At 61.9% G+C, this 16,903-nt stretch carries 14 protein-coding genes and 1 pseudogene; 12 read left to right on the top strand and 3 right to left on the bottom strand.

Features of this window, described 5'->3' with window-relative positions; translation table 11 throughout:
• Window positions 1-76 precede the first annotated feature (76 nt).
• Both HWQ56_RS12210 and HWQ56_RS12215 read right to left on the bottom strand, forming a co-directional pair.
• Entirely contained in the window at window positions 77-1,252 is a 1,176-nt protein-coding gene (locus HWQ56_RS12210) for a PAS domain-containing sensor histidine kinase (RefSeq protein WP_176570640.1), read from the bottom strand.
• Window positions 1,242-2,057, bottom strand: a complete 816-nt coding sequence (locus HWQ56_RS12215) for an alpha/beta fold hydrolase (RefSeq protein ID WP_158158275.1) — start codon at window positions 2,055-2,057, stop codon at window positions 1,242-1,244. Before HWQ56_RS12215 ends, HWQ56_RS12210 begins: the two co-directional genes overlap by 11 nt.
• A 407-nt stretch (window positions 2,058-2,464) precedes the next feature.
• Here HWQ56_RS12215 and HWQ56_RS12220 point away from each other — a divergent pair, with 407 nt between their 5' ends.
• Both HWQ56_RS12220 and HWQ56_RS12225 read left to right on the top strand, forming a co-directional pair.
• Window positions 2,465-3,934, top strand: a complete 1,470-nt coding sequence (locus HWQ56_RS12220) for a sensor domain-containing diguanylate cyclase (RefSeq protein ID WP_245217880.1) — start codon at window positions 2,465-2,467, stop codon at window positions 3,932-3,934.
• 282 nt (window positions 3,935-4,216) lie between these two features.
• Window positions 4,217-4,582 (top strand): annotated as a pseudogene (locus tag HWQ56_RS12225) (APC family amino acid permease); the annotation flags it as partial.
• A gap of 253 nt (window positions 4,583-4,835) precedes the next feature.
• On the opposite strand, the gene HWQ56_RS12230 reads toward HWQ56_RS12225, so the two are convergent.
• The gene (locus tag HWQ56_RS12230) at window positions 4,836-5,393 is read right to left on the bottom strand and encodes an XRE family transcriptional regulator (RefSeq protein WP_176570642.1); all 558 of its coding nucleotides are present in this window, start codon (window positions 5,391-5,393) and stop codon (window positions 4,836-4,838) included.
• Window positions 5,394-5,726: 333 nt separating this feature from the next.
• Between HWQ56_RS12230 and HWQ56_RS12235 the strand changes: the two genes are divergently transcribed.
• From HWQ56_RS12235 to HWQ56_RS12280, 10 genes are all read left to right on the top strand, one after another.
• Window positions 5,727-6,407 (top strand): iron-containing redox enzyme family protein, encoded by a 681-nt coding sequence (locus tag HWQ56_RS12235; protein ID WP_245217846.1) that lies wholly within the window; start codon window positions 5,727-5,729, stop codon window positions 6,405-6,407.
• Between the two features lie 30 nt (window positions 6,408-6,437).
• Window positions 6,438-7,559, top strand: coding sequence for a pyridoxal phosphate-dependent aminotransferase (locus HWQ56_RS12240; protein ID WP_176570644.1), 1,122 nt, complete (start codon window positions 6,438-6,440; stop codon window positions 7,557-7,559).
• A 1-nt stretch (window position 7,560) separates the two neighbouring features.
• Complete coding sequence (locus HWQ56_RS12245; RefSeq protein WP_176570645.1) at window positions 7,561-8,727, top strand: NAD(P)/FAD-dependent oxidoreductase; 1,167 nt, start codon at window positions 7,561-7,563, stop codon at window positions 8,725-8,727.
• The gene (locus HWQ56_RS12250; protein WP_176570646.1) at window positions 8,718-9,575 is read left to right on the top strand and encodes a TauD/TfdA dioxygenase family protein; all 858 of its coding nucleotides are present in this window, start codon (window positions 8,718-8,720) and stop codon (window positions 9,573-9,575) included. The genes HWQ56_RS12245 and HWQ56_RS12250 overlap by 10 nt, the downstream gene beginning before the upstream one ends.
• A 9-nt stretch (window positions 9,576-9,584) precedes the next feature.
• Window positions 9,585-10,868 carry an ATP-grasp domain-containing protein gene (locus tag HWQ56_RS12255; RefSeq protein ID WP_176570647.1) on the top strand — a complete coding sequence of 428 codons (1,284 nt, stop codon included), beginning with the start codon at window positions 9,585-9,587 and terminating at the stop codon, window positions 10,866-10,868.
• A 51-nt stretch (window positions 10,869-10,919) separates the two neighbouring features.
• Window positions 10,920-11,867: a DMT family transporter gene (locus tag HWQ56_RS12260; protein WP_176570648.1), complete on the top strand. Its 948-nt coding sequence runs from the start codon at window positions 10,920-10,922 to the stop codon at window positions 11,865-11,867.
• Window positions 11,868-11,890: 23 nt separating this feature from the next.
• Window positions 11,891-13,126 carry an acetylornithine deacetylase gene (gene argE, locus HWQ56_RS12265; RefSeq protein WP_176570649.1) on the top strand — a complete coding sequence of 412 codons (1,236 nt, stop codon included), beginning with the start codon at window positions 11,891-11,893 and terminating at the stop codon, window positions 13,124-13,126.
• Entirely contained in the window at window positions 13,123-14,421 is a 1,299-nt protein-coding gene (locus HWQ56_RS12270) for an MFS transporter (RefSeq protein ID WP_176570650.1), read from the top strand. Before argE ends, HWQ56_RS12270 begins: the two co-directional genes overlap by 4 nt.
• 554 nt (window positions 14,422-14,975) lie before the next feature.
• Window positions 14,976-15,950, top strand: coding sequence for a quinone oxidoreductase family protein (locus HWQ56_RS12275; RefSeq protein WP_176570651.1), 975 nt, complete (start codon window positions 14,976-14,978; stop codon window positions 15,948-15,950).
• Window positions 15,947-16,882 (top strand): LysR family transcriptional regulator, encoded by a 936-nt coding sequence (locus tag HWQ56_RS12280; RefSeq protein ID WP_176570652.1) that lies wholly within the window; start codon window positions 15,947-15,949, stop codon window positions 16,880-16,882. Before HWQ56_RS12275 ends, HWQ56_RS12280 begins: the two co-directional genes overlap by 4 nt.
• The last annotated feature ends 21 nt before the right edge of the window (window positions 16,883-16,903 follow it).

Here is a 16,903-nt window from a genome sequence, read left to right on the forward strand (position 1 = left end):
CACTGCCTGACCAGGTCACTGGGTTTCCAGCTCTGGTCAAAGAAAGCCTGCTTCGATACAACAAAAAGTCGGCGCTCTAGGACGCCGCGCACGGCACCGTCACGGTAAAAGTGGTGCCATCAGCGTCGCTGGAGCTCACGGCTACCTCGCCGCCGTGGGCGATGGCGATTTCGCGCACGATGAACAGCCCCAGGCCGACGCTGCGCACATCGTCGCCCTTGAGGCTGCCACGGGTCATGGGTTCGAACAGGCTGGCGAGCACCGATGGAGGAATACCGAGCCCGGCATTGTGCACGGCGATGGTGGCCGCCGCGGCGTCGATCCGCGAGCTGACGCTGATGGGCTCCCGCAGGTCTCCATAGGCCACGCTGTTGGCCACCAGGTTGCCGATGACCTGCTGAATACGGTCGGCGTCCAGCGGCGCCGTGCCAGTGCCGTGGGCTAGATGGGTGATGGTGGCCTGGGGAAAGGCGACCCGCAGCTCGCTGAGGCTGCGGCTGACCACGTCATGCAACGGCTGCGGTTGTGGATGAATCGCAATGCCGTGGCCAACCCTGGCCAGGGCCAGGTCCAGCAGGTCGGCGATGATCCGCTGGGCACGGTCCGAAGACTGGCTGATGTGGGCCAGCAACTGGGTTTCCCGCGGGCTGCGCTCGGCCTGGGCGAGAAAGTCGGCCGCCATCCTGATGGCCGTGAGCGGGTTTTTCAGGTCGTGGCTGGCGATGGCCACCATCTGTTCGGCAAACAGGGCACGGCGTTGGGATTTCTCGTAGGCGATGCTGAGTTCGCCCTTGATCTGCTGCAACGCGGATTCGGCAAGCGTTTTCTCCGACAGCAGTTCTTCGGCGCGCTTGCGAGCAGTGAGCAACTCGCGTTCGTAGCGGTCGCGGTCGGTGGTGCCGAACAAGGCCATTTCGTAGAACGCACCGCTGGCGTGTTCGCGCCGCATGCCGTTGAGGAGCATCGTCACGGTGTGCCCATCGCGGTGCACCAGGTCCAGCTTCACCTCGGCCACGGAGCCCTGCATCTGCATCAGGGGCGCCCAGTGGGTCTGATGGAAGATACGCCCGCCCATGGTCAGCAGGGTCTGGAAGCGCACGCCCAACAACGCGTGCTGGCTGCGCCCGATCCAGGTGCAGAAGATCTGATTGGCGCGCAGGATGGTGCCGTCCTGCGTGGTCACGATCAGCCCGCACGGCGCGCCTTCGAACAGGGCGTCGGCGTCGGGCAGAGGCGGGTGGTCAGTCGACATGTTCGCCTGCCCAGGGCAATAGGAAACGGTCCATGGCCTCGGAACAGGCGCTGGGGGCGCTCATGTGCGGACAGTGGCCGACGTTCGGCACCAGGCACAGGGTGCTGGCTGGCAACAGCGCGTGCAGGTACTCGCCAACGGCGACGGGAGCGATCAGGTCATCGGTCGATTGCAGGATCAACGTGGGCGTGGTCAGGCCGACCAGATCCTGGCGGTTGTCGGAGAGAAAGGTCACCCGGGCAAACTGCTTGGCAATGTCCGGTTCCGTGCGGCAGAAACTGTTGGTGAGTGCTTCGCCAAGGGCCGGCTGCCCAGGCGCCCCCATGATCACCGGGGCCATGGTGCTGGACCAGCCCAGGTAGTTGCTGTCCAGGGTGTCGAGCAGGGAATGTATGTCTTCGAGCGTGAACCCGCCCACGTAGTCGCCGTTGTCGATATAGCAGGGCGAGGGGCCGACCATGACATGCGCCGCGATCTGGCCGGGAACCAGGCGATCGGCCAGCGCGCCGATCATGGCGCTGACCGAATGGCCGACCACGATCACGGGCCCCACACCATACTGGGTGATGATCTCGGCCAGGTCATGGGCGTAACCACTGAGCGCGCTGTACTTTTCCCGGCAATAGGCACTGAGGTCCGACCGGCCGGCGCCGACCAGGTCGTACAGCACCACCCGGAAGCGGTCGGTGAAGTGCCGGTACAGGTAGTGCCACATGGTCTGGTCGCACCCAAAACCGTGGGAAAACACCAGCGTCGCGGGGCCATCGCCGATGACCGTAACGTTGTTGCGCTGCGCAAGCTCCACGCGGTTTCTCCCGTTGGCCAGAGCCCACCGGGCTTTGAAGACGCGATGATGCCTTTCACCGAGGTCCCATGGCAAGGCGGCAGTCACCCCTTCGACATTCGTGCCTCGACCGAACTTTGCGCGCCGGGCCTGCTCTACCGTGGCCAGGGTGGGCTCATGCGACACGCTTGCCAGGCTTGATTGGCGGCGTCAATGGTCACCCTGGGGAAGGTTGACCCTGCTGCTGCGAACCGCGCAGTCTCGAAGAACAGCGCGACAGGGTTGCGCTAATGTCATGCTTTTTGATGTCGTGGATGGCTATGTCTGCGAGTAAACCAGCACCCCCTTCACCGCACGCCGTGCACGCCGATGGCCTGCCCCGGCGCGGCCGAAGCAATTCGACCGTGTTTCGGCTGACGCTGGGGTTCATGCTGGTGGTGGTCCTGACCTTTATGGGGGTGGAAGGCTGGCGGGCTTGGCGGGACTATCGGCAGGCCTACGCGATGGCGCAGGATTCGGTTCGCAACCTGGCGCAGGCTACCGCGCAGCATGCCGAGGACGCGGTGCGCCAAGTCGACGTGGTAACGGCAGGCCTGCGCGAGCGGGTGGAAGGCGATGGATTGCAGCACATCGACACCGCGCGCATCCACGCGGTGCTGGCAGAACAGACCCAGCTCATGCCGCAGTTGCAGGGCCTGTTCATCTATGCGCCCAACGGCGATTGGGTGGTCACCAACCAGTATGTGACGCCCGAAACGGCCAATAACGCCGACCGCGATTACTTCATCTACCACCGCACCCATGCAGGCAGGGGTATCCGCATCGGCAATGTGGTCAAAAGCCGCTCTTCGCGGGAGCTGGTCATTCCGATTTCGCGGCGGCTGGACAACCCGGATGGCTCATTCGGTGGCGTGTTGTTGGGCACATTGAAAGTCAGTTATTTCCTGGACTACTACGGTGACTTCCAGATCGATGACAAGGGCGCATTGGTGCTGGCAATGCGCAGCGGCGAGGTGTTGGTCAGGCGCCCGTTCGTTGCGCCCGGTGCGGGGCAGAGCCTCGCCGACAGCGAAATTTTCAAACGCTACCTTCCGGTGTCCAGCGAAGGGGTGGCAGAGGTCAAGGCCGTCATCGACAACACCCAGCGCTTGTATGGCTACCGTGCGTTGACCTCCTACCCATTGGTGGTCGAGGCTGGATTGTCGCGTGAGTCGTTTGTCGGTCCGTGGCGCCATGACCTGTTCAAGACCGGCATGGTGTTGTTGCTGTTGGTGGTGGGCTTGAGCGGGTTCGGGGTGCTGGTGCTGGGCCAATTACGCGCGCGCATGCTGCTGGAGAAAGAGATCGGCATCGCCCACCAGGCGCTGCGGGACATGGCATTGACCGACAGCCTGACCGGGCTGGGCAACCGGGGCAAACTGGACCTGGCACTGGCGCGGGAGATCGAGCGCGCGCGGCGGCAGGACGCCCCCCTGGCGTTGATCATGCTGGACGTCGACTATTTCAAGCGCTTCAACGACCGTTACGGGCACCCCGCGGGCGACGACTGCCTGCAGCAGGTCGCGCAAGCCATCCAAGGCGCGCTCAGACGTTCGACCGATTGCGCCGCACGCTATGGTGGCGAGGAGTTCGCGGTGCTATTGCCGGATACTCATCTGGAAGGCGCCGGGAAGGTTGCCGACGACATACTGCGGGCGATACGCGCGCTCGATATCGAGCATGCCGACCATCCCGAGCACCGGGTGACAGCGAGCGCGGGCGTGTCGTCGAGCATGCCTGCCAGGGAGCTGACCAGCCCGTTGGGCATGATCAAGGCGGCGGACGCTTGCCTGTACGTCGCCAAGCATCGCGGCAGAAACCGTTGGTACGCAGGGGCAGGATGCGCAGATAGCGAGTGAGCTGCGTTGGGAAGGTTTTTTTCCTCGAGGGGTCACACGGCGATAGTTCGGGGACAGCAGGGGGGCTGTCAGGCAAGGCCGTTGAGGCGCCTGCCCGCGTAGGTGTGTCTATGGGCCGGGACGGCTCACTGGCAGGCTGCTACAAGTGCGGCGGCAGCCATGGGCAAGATTGGCCGCTGACAGGGGGCAAAGTGGGGCAACACGGTGATAGGGGCATCAGGGAGGATCCAAGGCGCCTCGCCCGTCACCTTTTTGTTCAACCTGAAGCTGGGGCATTGATCGATGTCGATAAATAACAGACTCACCGAGCACCTGAACCGTGGCACGGTGGGGTTCCCCACCGCGCTGGCCAGCCCCGTGATTCTCACCGCCACCATGGGTTTCGGTATTGGCGGCAGCGCCTTTGCCGTGGCCATGCTGATCGCCGTGGTGCTGATGCTGGCCCAGGCTACCACCTTTGCGGAAGCGGCCAGCATCTTGCCCACCACCGGTTCGGTGTATGACTACATCAATTGCGGGCAGGGACGCTTTTTCGCGATCACCGGCACCTTGTCGGCCTACCTGATCGTGTATGTGTTCGCCGGGACCGCCGAAACGATCATGTCCGGAGTGATGGCCCTGGTGAACTTTGAACACCCCAACACGCTGGCCGCGTCGCCGGCGGCCGGGCACCTGGCGGCGGACCTGGTCAGCGGGCAGTTACCAATCATTGACCCGACGCCTTATCGATTCGAGCGGTTTACGTGAGGGCTCACGTGCGTGGCGAAGTCTGCCCGAATGCTTCGGCCCGTGGTCCTGTTTGCAGTGGTTACGAACGGGCGATAGTGGACGCACTGAAGGGCGCTATCGAACGTGCTATCAATGGCCGAGGGCCAGCCACCTCCGCCTGCGCGTGTGACCCTTACTTGCGAATCAGCGCGACCACGTATTCACAGGTGTCGCGTGTGGAGTTCTCAAAGGTACACGCTTGCTCCGGCAGCCCCAGTTGCAGGCAGTCGCCTTGCTCCAGGGTGTAGACAGTGGTGCCCTTGGTGAACACCAGTGTGCCTCGTGTTACCCATACCTGCTGGTGAAGAAAGGCATAGGCGGTCGCCGGGTATTGGATGCGTACCCCTGGCGGCAATTGCACGTTCACCAGTTCCAGTGGCCAGCCCTCACGCGGGGAAACCTGCTGGCGTGCATACCCGGTCTCGGGGTCCACCCAACGAGGTTGCTCCGCTGCTCTGGACACCAGCCCCGAGCGGCCTTCGGCACGGTGCAGCAAGGTCGATAGGGGCAGGCCGAAGGCGCCCGACAAGCGCCCCAGAATGGTCGAGGTGGGGCTGACCTGGGCATTCTCGATCTTGCTGATCATAGCCTTGGAGACGCCGGACAGTTGCGCGAGCTCGCCGATGGACCAGCTGCGCGCGGCCCGCTCGGTCTTGATGGTCAAGGCGATGTCGATGGGTGCGTTGTTCACTATAGGGAATTCCCAGGAAGAGAGAGTTTACATGTAGCTTAATAACAAGAAATGCGTCAAGCCGGGGCAAGCCATTATTTTTTGCTCTTTTTTAGTGCCTTATTAATTAATAAAATATACAAGCCCATGATTTTAAAGCGGTTGGCTATCTGTCTAGGATAATGTTTCAAGATAAATCTATCGCAAGTCGTTTTTCTGATTGAAACAATCAATTGGTGTGTCAGTCTTCCGCGTTTACTATCTGAAACGAGCGCGGAAGTTCATCCGTCTGTTCAAATTACTTTACCGTATCCGGGGGTCTCTATGCTGGCTCAACGAATGGAGCAAGACTGTTTGACGGGTGAAGACATCATCCGCTCGATGAAAGGAATGATCGCGGCATCGGGCATCAATACCAATGCCTTTTATAAAACGTTTCGCCAGGCGCCTTTACCAGCCGCAACATTGAAGAAAGTATTTCAGCAGTACTTTTATTATATCCGAACCTTCCCGCAGATTCTGGCCGGCACTTCCCACCGTACCGAAAGCGAAGTCATTCGCATGAAACTGGCGCGCACGGTGGTCTCGGAGCTGGGCGATGGCGTGGGGGAGGCGCACTTCATCATGTTCGAGCGCGTGCTGGCCGGTGTCGGTATTCAATTGGACGACTGGAAGAAAGTCGAATATATCCCCGAGGCCAGCGCGTTAGTGGCGGGGTTGCGGCGGATCTTTCTGGAAGGCACTACGGAACAGGCCATTGGCGCCCATTACATTATTGAAGAGTTCGGCTTTCCCATGATTGCCAACTTGTATGAAGGCTTTCGTCTTTATGATGGCTGGCAACACGAAGACTTCACTTACTTCTATTTGCACATGCTGGTGGAAACCGATCACGTGGAATGGATCAGTGACGCCGTGATGGAGGCCGCCCGCGAAGCGCGCAACGGCAACGACATCCTGGAGGGCGCCGCGGATGTCCTGAACCTGCTGACCCGCTTCTGGGACGGCTTGAACCGGGTGGCTACGCACGCCTGACACGCTAGTGTCACAGGAGGTCGGGAAGTCATGGATGATCTGACATTGAGTGCGCGGGTGGCACCCTTCAGGGATGCCAGCGCGTTCGCGGCATCGGTGGGTGCGTTGAACCTGGCGCAAGGGCTTCCCGAGCCCCTGTTTGACGAGGTCATGAACACGGCGTTGGCTCGGCAGGTGACTGCGGGCTGGCAGTACGCCGACCCGCGCGGCGAGATGATTCTGCGTGAAAGCATCGCCGCCCATTCCGGCCCCGGAATTGCCGCCGACAGTGAAGTGCTGGTGACCAGCGGTTGTACCGAGTCGCTTTACCTGGCGCTGTACGCGGCGGCCACTGAATTCGGCAACAAGGTCGCTTTTTTCGAACCCTTCTACCCTTATTACCCTGGCCTGGCCGCCTTGCTGGGCATCGAGCCAATCCCCGTGCCGTTTTCACCTGGCCTCCAGGGCCCGGACTGGGATGCACTGGAGCAACAGGTGCGCGCCGGTGTACGGATACTGTTGATCAATACACCACACAACCCCACGGGCTGGTGCATGACGGGTGAAGATTGGCAGCGCCTGGTAGCGTTGGCCACCACCCATGCGTTCGTGGTGATCGTCGACGAGGCTTATGGGCAGTTCGAATACGCCACCCATGGCCCGGCCCGCTACCCGCGCGGGCAATTGCCCATCATGGTGGCGGGCAGTGCCTCGAAGCTCTTGTCCATGACCGGGGTGCGGATCGGGTGGTTGTGTGCCCCGGCCTCCTTGATCGAGCGCGCCCACGCGCATCACCTGTACCTCAGTTATTGCCAGCCCAAGCCCCTGCAGGCGGCTGTCGCCGTACTGCTTGATGAGCTGGCGGGCGGGCAGTTGGACGGGGTGAGGGCCCACTATAAAAACAAGCGTGACTGCCTGGCGAGTGCCTTGGCCAACGCCGGCTTCGAGTTCACGGTGCCGGCGGGCGGCCATTACCTCATGGCGGACTACTCGCGCCTGGATCCGTCACGGTCGCCAGTTGCCTTCAGCCAGCATCTGGCCAGGTGCTGCGGCGTCATGCCATTGCCCGCCACGCCTTTTTACCTGGATCACTGCCCACGCTCTGTAAGGTTTTCGTTCTCGGTCGCCAAACCCATCGTGGATCAAGCCTGTGCTCGCCTGGAGGAACTGTGAAATGGAGCAGCCTATATTCGACGTTATCGTGGTAGGCGGTGGGCCCGCTGGGCTCAGTGAGTGTATCAGGCTGCTGGACAGCGGCCTGAACGTGGCGGTTGTCAGTGATGTGTTCGGTGGTTGCATGGGCATGATGGGCGACCACCCGCTGCAGTCGTATTGCAATGAACTTGAAATAGAAGGCGCGCCCATTGCCTTGCGACAGTTCATGGAAAAGCCGTGCATCAGCCCAACGGGGGCCGAATACGCCTCATATATCCGGGACAACTTCGCCGCCTTGCCGCTGACCCGCGTTCAGCAGCGGGTGATCACCGTCACCCAGGCCCAGGGGGTGTTCGAGGTCAGCGTGGAGGCTGACAGCGCCTGCATGCCGTTGCGCGGTAAACAGCTCATCCTGGCCACCGGCATTCGCCCCAAGGCGCCGCCTTTCGACGCCCCCGCAGCCCGCTGGTTGAACTGCTTCGAGCTCTACCAATTGGTAGCCCAGGGCCAGGCAAGGCAGTTTCACGACCAGGACGTGGTTATTTTCGGCAGCGGCAACAGCGCGTTTCAGCTCGCCCTGTTACTGGCGCCCTTTGCCCGCAACATCTGCATTTTGGTCAAAGCCTATCTGGGATTGTACCCCCAGGAAACCGATGATCGCTTTGCCCTGCGGTCATTGAGCCAACGCACCCTGGAAATGATTGCCAAGACCTCGTCGACGGCCGTTCGAGGGCCGCTCAACTCGGCTGGCCTGGGGCGGGCCAACATTTGGCTGCATGCCTATTCGGCGATCCGGCAGAGCGGCGACCAGGTCGTTCTGCAACTGCCCGCGTCGCTCAACAGCCACCCGTTGCTGCGCGCGTCGTGCCGCAATGCGCTGGAAGCGGGCCGGCTGGTCACCAGTTCAACGGGCGACGACTACGAACTGCACCTGGATGCGTCCGCGCCGCACCAGTGCCTGGTGTCGGCCATTGGCGTCACCGCCCAGCTCCCGGCCACCCAGTGGTCCGGGCTGGTCAACCAGCAGACCGGTTTTACCCGCCACCACCAGGGCCGCAGCCCCATTGCCGGCTTGTACTTTGCCGGCGCGGCCTCGGGCTACGCGTCCATCAATACCATGGTGCCGGCGGCGGCCGGGGTCAGCGCCGCGGCGCCAGAGCCGCAAGGACAACTGTCATGGGCGTAAACAGCTTGCAACCGTTGCGGTTGACCCTGGCTGAGGCGCTTGCGCAGCCCGTGGTGGCGCTCAAGCAGGCCATTTCCCAGGCCAAGGTGCTGGTCATCAGCAACCAGAATCTTGGCGTGGCGCCCTACGTACAATTGATGCGCTCGCTGGGCACCCCAGTCCACCATGTGCTGGCCAAGTATTGCCTGGCCGATTACCGCGAAGTACTGACGGTGACCAACCTTCATCAGGGCGGCCAAGCGTTGGGGGTGCATGAGGGGGGAGGGTACTGGCACACGGACATGTCCTATAAAACCGCCAACACCGTCTTCACCTCGTTATTGGCTGTGCAGGTCCCCCAGGCGCACGGCGAGACCGAGTTCATCGATTGCGTCGCGGCTTTGAACCAGGTGCGCCAGTGGCAGCTGAGCCCCAGCTGCCCCGCCTGCCTTCAAGGGCTTGAGCTGGATCATCTGCGGGTTCGGCACCGTTTCGGCAACCGTGACGTGCTGCGCAACGCCCATGCCGCGGTGCAAACCCTGGATGGCAAGGAAGCGGGCACCCTGGAACAGGCCGTGCTCCACCCTCTGGTGCTCCAGCATCCGCTGGCACGCTCGACCTCACTTTACGCCCCGGCCGCCACCGCCATGCAGATCGAAGGGCTGTCACCGACGCTGTCGCATTGCATCCTCGACTGCGTGCTGGACTTCGTGGTCCAGCACGCCCCCCGCTATCAGCATGCTTACTGCCCGGGCGACATCGTGATCTGGGACAACCTGTCCACGCTGCACAAGGGCCCTTCGATTGCAAAGAGCGACGGGGGCGCCAATGCGCGCCTCCTGTACCGCATGAACGTTGACTTCACCTGAGGTTCTACCATGATCAAGACAATTGTGTTCCTGACCCCCCACTACCTGAACTTCGCATCCGAGATAGCGTTGCAAACCCTGGGCCGTGACTATCGAACCGTATTGATCGCCTACCACGCCGATGTGCTGCCTGCGGTACTGGAGCGCAATGTCGCCAAGGTCGCGCGAGTGGACGCCGACCCGCACCGCAACATTCGTCCGTTGCTGGACGAAGCCCAGTGCCACGCCATCGTCAGCGACGAATTGCGCGCGGTCGGAGGGGACACGTCGGCGGTGCGCATCTTCTGTCAGGAAGAGTGCCACGTTCAATTGGCGGCTCAGTTGCGCGGAGTGTTCGGGCTGGAGGGCGACACCCAGGCCATCGTCGCCAACTTCCGTGACAAGGTCCTGATGAAGCATGCGGTCAGCCGGCACGGCATACGTGTGCCGGGCTTCGTCCCGCTCGACCAGTCACGGCTGGCCAAGGAACCGCAAGCGTATTACCGCGAGCTGGCCGAGCGCCTGGGGCTGCCCCTGGTGCTCAAGCCGGTCAACGCCGCAGGCAGCTTCGAAGTCTCGATCATTGGCAACGAGGCCGAATTCACCAGGGCACGTGAACAGGTGATGGCGTCACCTTTCCATTTCGATTACGAGGTGGACGAGTTCATCGACGGCGCCATGTTCCAGTGCGACTCATTCGTGGTGGACGGTGAAATCCGCTACTGCGGAGTACTGGAGCTGGGCTGCACCAACTTCGATTTTGTCCAGGGCAAACCGTTGAGCGTCATTCCGGTGGCCGACCCCGTGCTCAAGGCCACATTGGAAGCATTCAACCGCGACGTGATCGCCGCGCTGAACTTTCGCAACGGCTCCACTCACCACGAAGTGTTCGTGGACCGCCGGCGAGGCTACCCGGTGTTTCTGGAAATAGCCGCACGGGTGCCGGGAGGCATTGGCGTGCCTTACCATGAGAAAAACAGCGACATCAACCTGATCGATGCCAACCTCTACCTGGTGGCAGGGGCCGCGGCACTCGAACAGATCAGGCCCCGTGAGAAGAACAATGTGGTATCGGCACTGCTGCCCTTGCGCAAAGGCCGTATCAGCCAGCTCAACGAGCCCCCCATCGCCAGCGCCTACAGCATCGACTGGAAGGTGGCCCCGGGCATGGTGGTGGACTCGCGGTCACTGGCTGACACGGCCGGTATCCTGACCTTCTGCAACGATGACCCGACCGTGCTGCGTGCCGACTTCGACGCCTTGCAGCACTACGTGCCCACCCAAGTGGAGACCCTCGAACCGCTCAGCGCTTGAGGCCTGGCCGCCATGGGGGCGGGCAGGGGCGATGTGTTCCAAGGAGCAGTCATGAAGACAGGCATCATCGGCAGCATCAGCATGGCGGTTTATTGCATCTCGACTGCGCTGTCGGCGGTCTGGGTGATGGTGTCGTTCACCCGCATCAGTGGCGCAGCGTTGACCTTCATTACCTTCCTGATGGCGTGGGGCGTTTTTTTCCTGGTGCATGCCGTGCGAAGCCGCGACCCGTTGCGCTTGCTCAGGGAGCAGTGGCGTGGGGTGATGGTACTGAATGTCCTGACGCTGTTCAGCTGGTGGCTGATGTTCATGGCCTTGCAACGCATCGAGGCGTCGGTGGAGTCTGCCATTTACCAAGGCTGGATGCCGCTGGTGGTGGTGGTGTGCGAACGGTTGGCGAGGCGCACCTCGGTCAGCCGCTATCGTTGGCTGGGTGCCCTGATGATTCTGGTGTCGTTGCTGGCTCTGGTGGTGATGCGCCTGGCCCTGGGGGCCACGGCCCAGGTCAGCCAGGCGCATCTTTACGAAGGCATCGCGCTGGCCACTGTCGCCGGGATCACGGGCGGTATCTATGTGTTCTGTTCCGGCCAGTTGAACCGTGCCGGGCGCTACAGCGCCATGGACATCCTGAGTGTACGGTTCTTCCTGCTGTTAATCGTCACCGGCTGGGTGGGCAGGGACAACCTGCAGCAACTGTTTACGCTCGACACAACGATGCTGCTCCAGCTGGTAGAACTTGCCTTTGTCAGCGTGCTGGTGCCGGTATTCAGCCTGCAGTTTGCGATCCAGCAATTAGGGGGCGGCCGTGTGTCGATTCTTACCCCCTGTGTGCCTGTCATCGCCCTGGCGGCTGAATTCCTCCTGGCCACCTGGCACAGCCCGTGGGTGCCGTTGCTCGTCACGGTGGTGTGCCTGGCGGTGTTGCTGTCCAACCTGTGGTTTTCGCGCAGCGCGCGTCTGGTTTCACCCGGCGCCTTGCCGGTGGCCCTTTCCAAATAGCCCACTGATTGCCGGAGCATCCCATGACATCTTCTTTGGCCTTGGCCCGAGGGGCGGTGACTGCCTGCCCGACTGACAGCAGCGTGCTGATGCGCGCCCTGGATATTGCCCGTGTCCTGATCGGTTTTCCGTCCGTGAGCGACCGCAGCAACCTGGACTTGATCGAGTGGGTTCGGCATTACCTGGAGGGGTGGGGTGTGACTGCCCAGGTGCTGCCTGCCGCGTGTGGCCACAAGGCCAACCTGTTTGCCAGCCTTGGGGCGGTACGCCCTGGCGGCATCATTCTTTCTGGGCACACCGACGTCGTCCCTGTGGAGGGCCAGGCCTGGGCCCAGGACCCTTTCACGGCCCGGCTGGACGGCGCGCGGCTGTATGGTCGTGGTAGCTGCGACATGAAAGGCTTCATCGCGGTGGTTCTGGCCATGGTTCCGGAGCTGATGGCCTCACCCCGGCAGAGTTTCCACCTGGCTCTGTCCTATGATGAGGAGGTGGGCGCCCACGGTGCGCAGGCCTTGGTCCCGTTCATCACCCAGGCAGGGCTGGCGCCGGCCGGGTGCATTGTCGGTGAGCCCACCTCGATGGGGTTGGTGATCGGCCACAAGGGGCGTCACGAGATCAACTGCTGCGTGCGTGGCAAGGCGGCTCATTCGTCGGTGCCCAGTGAAGGCGTCAACGCCATTGACGTTGCCGCGCGGGTTCAGGTGCAACTTCAGCACATGGCCCGGCGGTTAGCCCAGGGGCCTCTGGATCGAGGCTTCGACGTTCCCTACACAACGGTTCAGGTGTGTAAGGTGAAGGGCGGGGTGGCGGGCAACGTCATTCCCGGCGAGTGCAGCTTTGACTTCGAGATCCGCTACCTGCCAGGCTGCGATGCCGAGCAATTGCTGGCACAGGTCAAGGCGTATGCCGGCCAGGCGTTGGGGGGAGGAGCGCCGGAGCATGCGGCGGGCGCCGCGATCGAGTTTTCTCACACGTTGCACACGCCAGGACTGGACGAGCAGGCCAACCAGTCTTTCGCCCAGTGGCTGCGACAGGCGTGTGCCGTGAACGCGGGGGCGCAGCGGGTCGCCTACAGCACCGAGGCCGGGTTGTTTCAGGCTGCCGGGATTCCCACGGTGGTGTGCGGCCCGGGTAGCATCCGGCAGGCGCATCAGGCCGACGAATACGTGGACGTGGCGCAACTGCAGGCGTGCACCCAGTTCCTGCGCCGCCTGGTGGGCTACGAGACGCCGCCCTCGGCATGCCGGGGTGACCAATGAGTGCCCCGGCGCGCCGCGAACGGGCCAAGCTGTTGGTGGCCGTCAGCGTTGGTGCTGCCTTGGAGTGGTTCGACTTCACTTTATTCGCCATCTTTGCCCTGCAGATCGCGGCCGCCTTCTTTCCCGCCAGCGACCCGTTGATGTCGTTGGTGGCCTCTTACCTGACCCTGGGCGTGGGCTTCATCGCGCGGCCGCTGGGGGCCTTGCTGATGGGCCGCTATGCCGACCGTCACGGGCGCAAGGCCGCGCTGACGCTATCGATCATGCTGATGGGGGCCGGCACCCTGATCATCGCCGTGTGCCCCACCTACTCAGTGATCGGTTGGTTGGCCCCCTTGAGCGTCATTGTCGCCCGGGTACTGCAAGGCATCGCCGCGGGTGGCGAAATCGGCGGGGCGTTGGCGTACCTGGTGGAGACGGCGCCCGCGCACCGGCGTGGAGTGTTCGCCTCCAGCCAGCAGGTGGCGCAAGCCGCCTCATTCCTGTTGTGCGGGCTGAGTGCCAGCCTGTTGTCGCGTGTTCTGAGCCCCGCCCAACTGGATGATTGGGGCTGGCGGCTACCCTACTTGTTCGGCCTGCTGGTGGTGGTGGCGGGGCTGAAGATTCGTCGCGGCCTGGAGGAAAGCGAGCCCCTGCGCCGTTACCTTGAGGTCCAGGCAACCGCGGGCGGCCGTATCCGTCTGCGCCAGCATCTCCCCGCACTGATCGCCGGTGTGTTGATGGTTGCCCTGTGGACCGTGGCCACGCAGTTGATCAACTTCATGCCTACGTATGCCTCGATGGTGCTCGGCCTGCCCCGGGACGAGGCTTACCTGGGGCTGGTGCTGGTGGGGTTGATTACCTTGCTGTGCCCCTTGGCGGCCGGGTTGTCGGACCGGGTTGGCCGCCATGCGGTGATGTTGGCCGGCGCCCTGGGCATTGCCTTGTGCGCCTGCCCGGCGTTCATCTGGCTGAACCGCGGACCCAGCGTTCACGCCCTGGTCAGCGTGCAATGCGGCCTGGCGGTGCTGATGGTGCTGTATACCGGGCCTGCGGCGGCAGCGCTGGCAGAGCTGTTTCCGGTTCATGTCCGGGCGCTGGGGGTGTCCCTGGCCTACGCCCTGGCGGTGACGCTGTTCGGCAGTTCCACGCCCACGTTGATCACCCTGGTCTACCGCCAGACCGGCAACACCCTGGCAGCTGCCCTGTGGCTGTGTGCGACGGCGTGTCTGAGCGCAGTGCCGCTCGCCTGGAGGTGCCTGTGCCACGCGCGCGCTGGCGCAACGATGAGGGGAATAACGGAGGATGCCGTGTGATCGGAGCAGTTACGAGTGGCCGATAGTGGACGCACTCGGGGGCGGCGTTGAACGTGTTATCACTCGCCAAAGCGTGCCGCTTACGCTTTGGGCTTGTCCCAGTCGCAACGCGTCGCAGCAATCAGCGCATTCCATTCCGCACCACCAGATCGCGACCTCGCCGTCGATCTCTTCTGACCCAAAGCAGACTCTGAGCGGGTTCTTGGTTACAACCTGAAGTCAGGAACGCCGCTTGCTGATCGGCGCCCACCATGACGCTCGTGCGCTGGGCGCGATGGAATCCGTCTCTTTCATCCCCCCATCAAGCCTCGGGCGATGAATCGGAGTGGGGCCTATATGGACACCACTCGCGGCTACCCACGTCGCGAGCCGGCGAGATCGAGCAACTGAAGCTACATCTCGATGGATCAATGCTAAGCAGTGCAACAAGTATTCAATGGTCCTGCAGGTCATTGCTGCATTTGGTGCAGTTATACGATGCAATTAGTCTATCTTGTATGCCTAGGAATGAGTTTCCATACTGATCGTGATTCCTGACCAACTGGAGCAAAGCCGTGGCTCAAGCAATTCGTTTTGATCACCCTGGGGAACCGTCCGTTCTCTCCCTTGGACCAGTGACCGTGCTGGCTCCGGGAGCCAATGAGGCTCTCATTAAACATGAGGCCGTTGGAGTCAATTACCTCGATGTGACTCAACGCAGCGGTGCTGTGAAGGTGCCGCTTCCTTCTGGCTTAGGCCTTGAAGGAGCAGGCACTGTTGTGTCGGTAGGTTCGGGTGTTACGAATGTTCGGCCAGGTGACCGGGTGGCCTATGCGACTGGCCCGCTAGGCGGCTATGCAACGGAACGGCTTTATCCAGCTGAACGACTGGTCAAGGTTCCCGACAGGGTAACATTTGCGGAGGCCGCCGCTGTGTTGTTCAAGGGGATTACGGCTCAGTACCTGCTCAAATCAACATATCCTGTGGGCCCAAGCACGACAGTGCTGCTGTATGGAGTAGCTGGAGGCCTTGGCCAGATCATGGGGCAATGGGCCAAGCATCTAGGGGCTTTCGTCATTGGTGTCGTCTCCAAGCCAGAAAGCATTGAGCGTGCACGATCTGTGGGATGTGATGAGGTGCTGGTGTTCGATCCGCAGACGCTTGCGTCAGATGTCGCAAAAATTACCCAAGGACGCAAGGTCGACGTCGTTTACGATCCTATTGGCAGAATCTCTTTCGAGGCTTCTCTGGACAGTCTCAGGCCTCGCGGGTTGATGGTGTCGTTTGGGGCATCATCGGGTGCGCCATCTGCAGTGGAACTTTCGACCCTCAACACCAAAGGGTCTCTGTTTCTAACGCGTCCCTCTATTGTTGCGCACACCGCTTCCACAGCTGAATACCAAGAGCGCGCCGCTGATGTATTTGCAGCGGTCGAGGCAGGTATCATCACACCCCGCATCTGGAACACCTATTCACTTGCCGACGCTGTCGCGGCACACGAGGCGCTTGAAACGGGAAAATCAGCAGGGGCGATTGTGCTAACGCCATGAGCTTTGACGTCCTTGATAGTCAGCATAGCGATGAGATAGCAGCCTTTCTTGCGGTGGCTGGCCAAGGCTCTTTCGTGGCCGCTGGGAAATTGCTACAACGTCATCCGACGGTAATCTCCAAGCGCCTGGCCGCGATGGAAAAGCGGCTGGGTGTTCGCCTCATGGAACGTTCTACTCGCCAAGTCCGCATTACAGAAGTGGGTGCAAAGCTTGAGCAGCGGTTGAGGTCTGCGCTTGGACTGATTGCTGACGCTGAGCAGGAAGCCACTTCTGGTGCGACGGAAGTCCGTGGGTTATTGCGATTGACGTTACCGGCCGCTATGGGCAGGTTGTGGCTGGGTCCAATGCTGCCAGATTTCCTACGCTCACATCCCGGCGTCTCAATCGTCGCGGATTACAGTGAGCACGTGGTCGATATCATTGAGCAAGGTTACGACATCGCCGTACGGATAGGCGAGCTTGAGGACAGCAGACTGATCGCGACTAAGCTTTGTGATCACCATCGTATCTTGTGCGCTTCCCCTGTCTATCTCGACACGTTCGGTTTACCTCACGCACCGCGAGACCTCGCCAGTCATAACTGCCTTCGCTTCAGCGGCCTTGCCTCCTTTCCTGAATGGAGATTGCACCAAGCAGACCGTCAGGAAACTGTGATGACCCGGGGGTCGTTGACCTCGAACGACAGTGAGACTCTCTTGGCGGCCGCTTTAGCAGGGCATGGAATTCTAGGCGCTGGCGAGTGGCTGATGAGCCGTCAAATTGCCTCTGGGGATCTTGTTCGCGTGCTGCCCGAATGGCGGCTCGATCCTGTGGGTGGGGTTTACCTGGTGAGGCCGTCGTCGAAATTTCCTTCCGCCACGGTGCTCGCGTTCAAAGGCTGGATTGAATCCAAATTCTCAAGCGCGCCGCCCTGGGTAATGACCCCTCGGTAATCACGCTTCAGCCAAATTCAA

It is taken from the genome of Pseudomonas eucalypticola, from assembly GCF_013374995.1.
In the GTDB taxonomy this organism is placed as follows: Bacteria; Pseudomonadota; Gammaproteobacteria; order Pseudomonadales; family Pseudomonadaceae; genus Aquipseudomonas; species Aquipseudomonas eucalypticola.

Bases quoted from the DNA above. Each gene is read 5' to 3' on its own strand.
- HWQ56_RS12210 (WP_176570640.1), bottom strand. From the start codon at position 1,252: ATGTCGACTGACCACCCGCCTCTGCCCGACGCCGACGCCCTGTTCGAA.
- HWQ56_RS12220 (WP_245217880.1), top strand. From the start codon at position 2,465: ATGCTGGTGGTGGTCCTGACCTTTATGGGGGTGGAAGGCTGGCGGGCT.
- HWQ56_RS12240 (WP_176570644.1), top strand. From the start codon at position 6,438: ATGGATGATCTGACATTGAGTGCGCGGGTGGCACCCTTCAGGGATGCC.
- HWQ56_RS12245 (WP_176570645.1), top strand. From the start codon at position 7,561: ATGGAGCAGCCTATATTCGACGTTATCGTGGTAGGCGGTGGGCCCGCT.
- HWQ56_RS12250 (WP_176570646.1), top strand. From the start codon at position 8,718: ATGGGCGTAAACAGCTTGCAACCGTTGCGGTTGACCCTGGCTGAGGCG.
- HWQ56_RS12255 (WP_176570647.1), top strand. From the start codon at position 9,585: ATGATCAAGACAATTGTGTTCCTGACCCCCCACTACCTGAACTTCGCA.
- HWQ56_RS12260 (WP_176570648.1), top strand. From the start codon at position 10,920: ATGAAGACAGGCATCATCGGCAGCATCAGCATGGCGGTTTATTGCATC.
- argE (WP_176570649.1), top strand. From the start codon at position 11,891: ATGACATCTTCTTTGGCCTTGGCCCGAGGGGCGGTGACTGCCTGCCCG.
- HWQ56_RS12270 (WP_176570650.1), top strand. From the start codon at position 13,123: ATGAGTGCCCCGGCGCGCCGCGAACGGGCCAAGCTGTTGGTGGCCGTC.
- HWQ56_RS12280 (WP_176570652.1), top strand. From the start codon at position 15,947: ATGAGCTTTGACGTCCTTGATAGTCAGCATAGCGATGAGATAGCAGCC.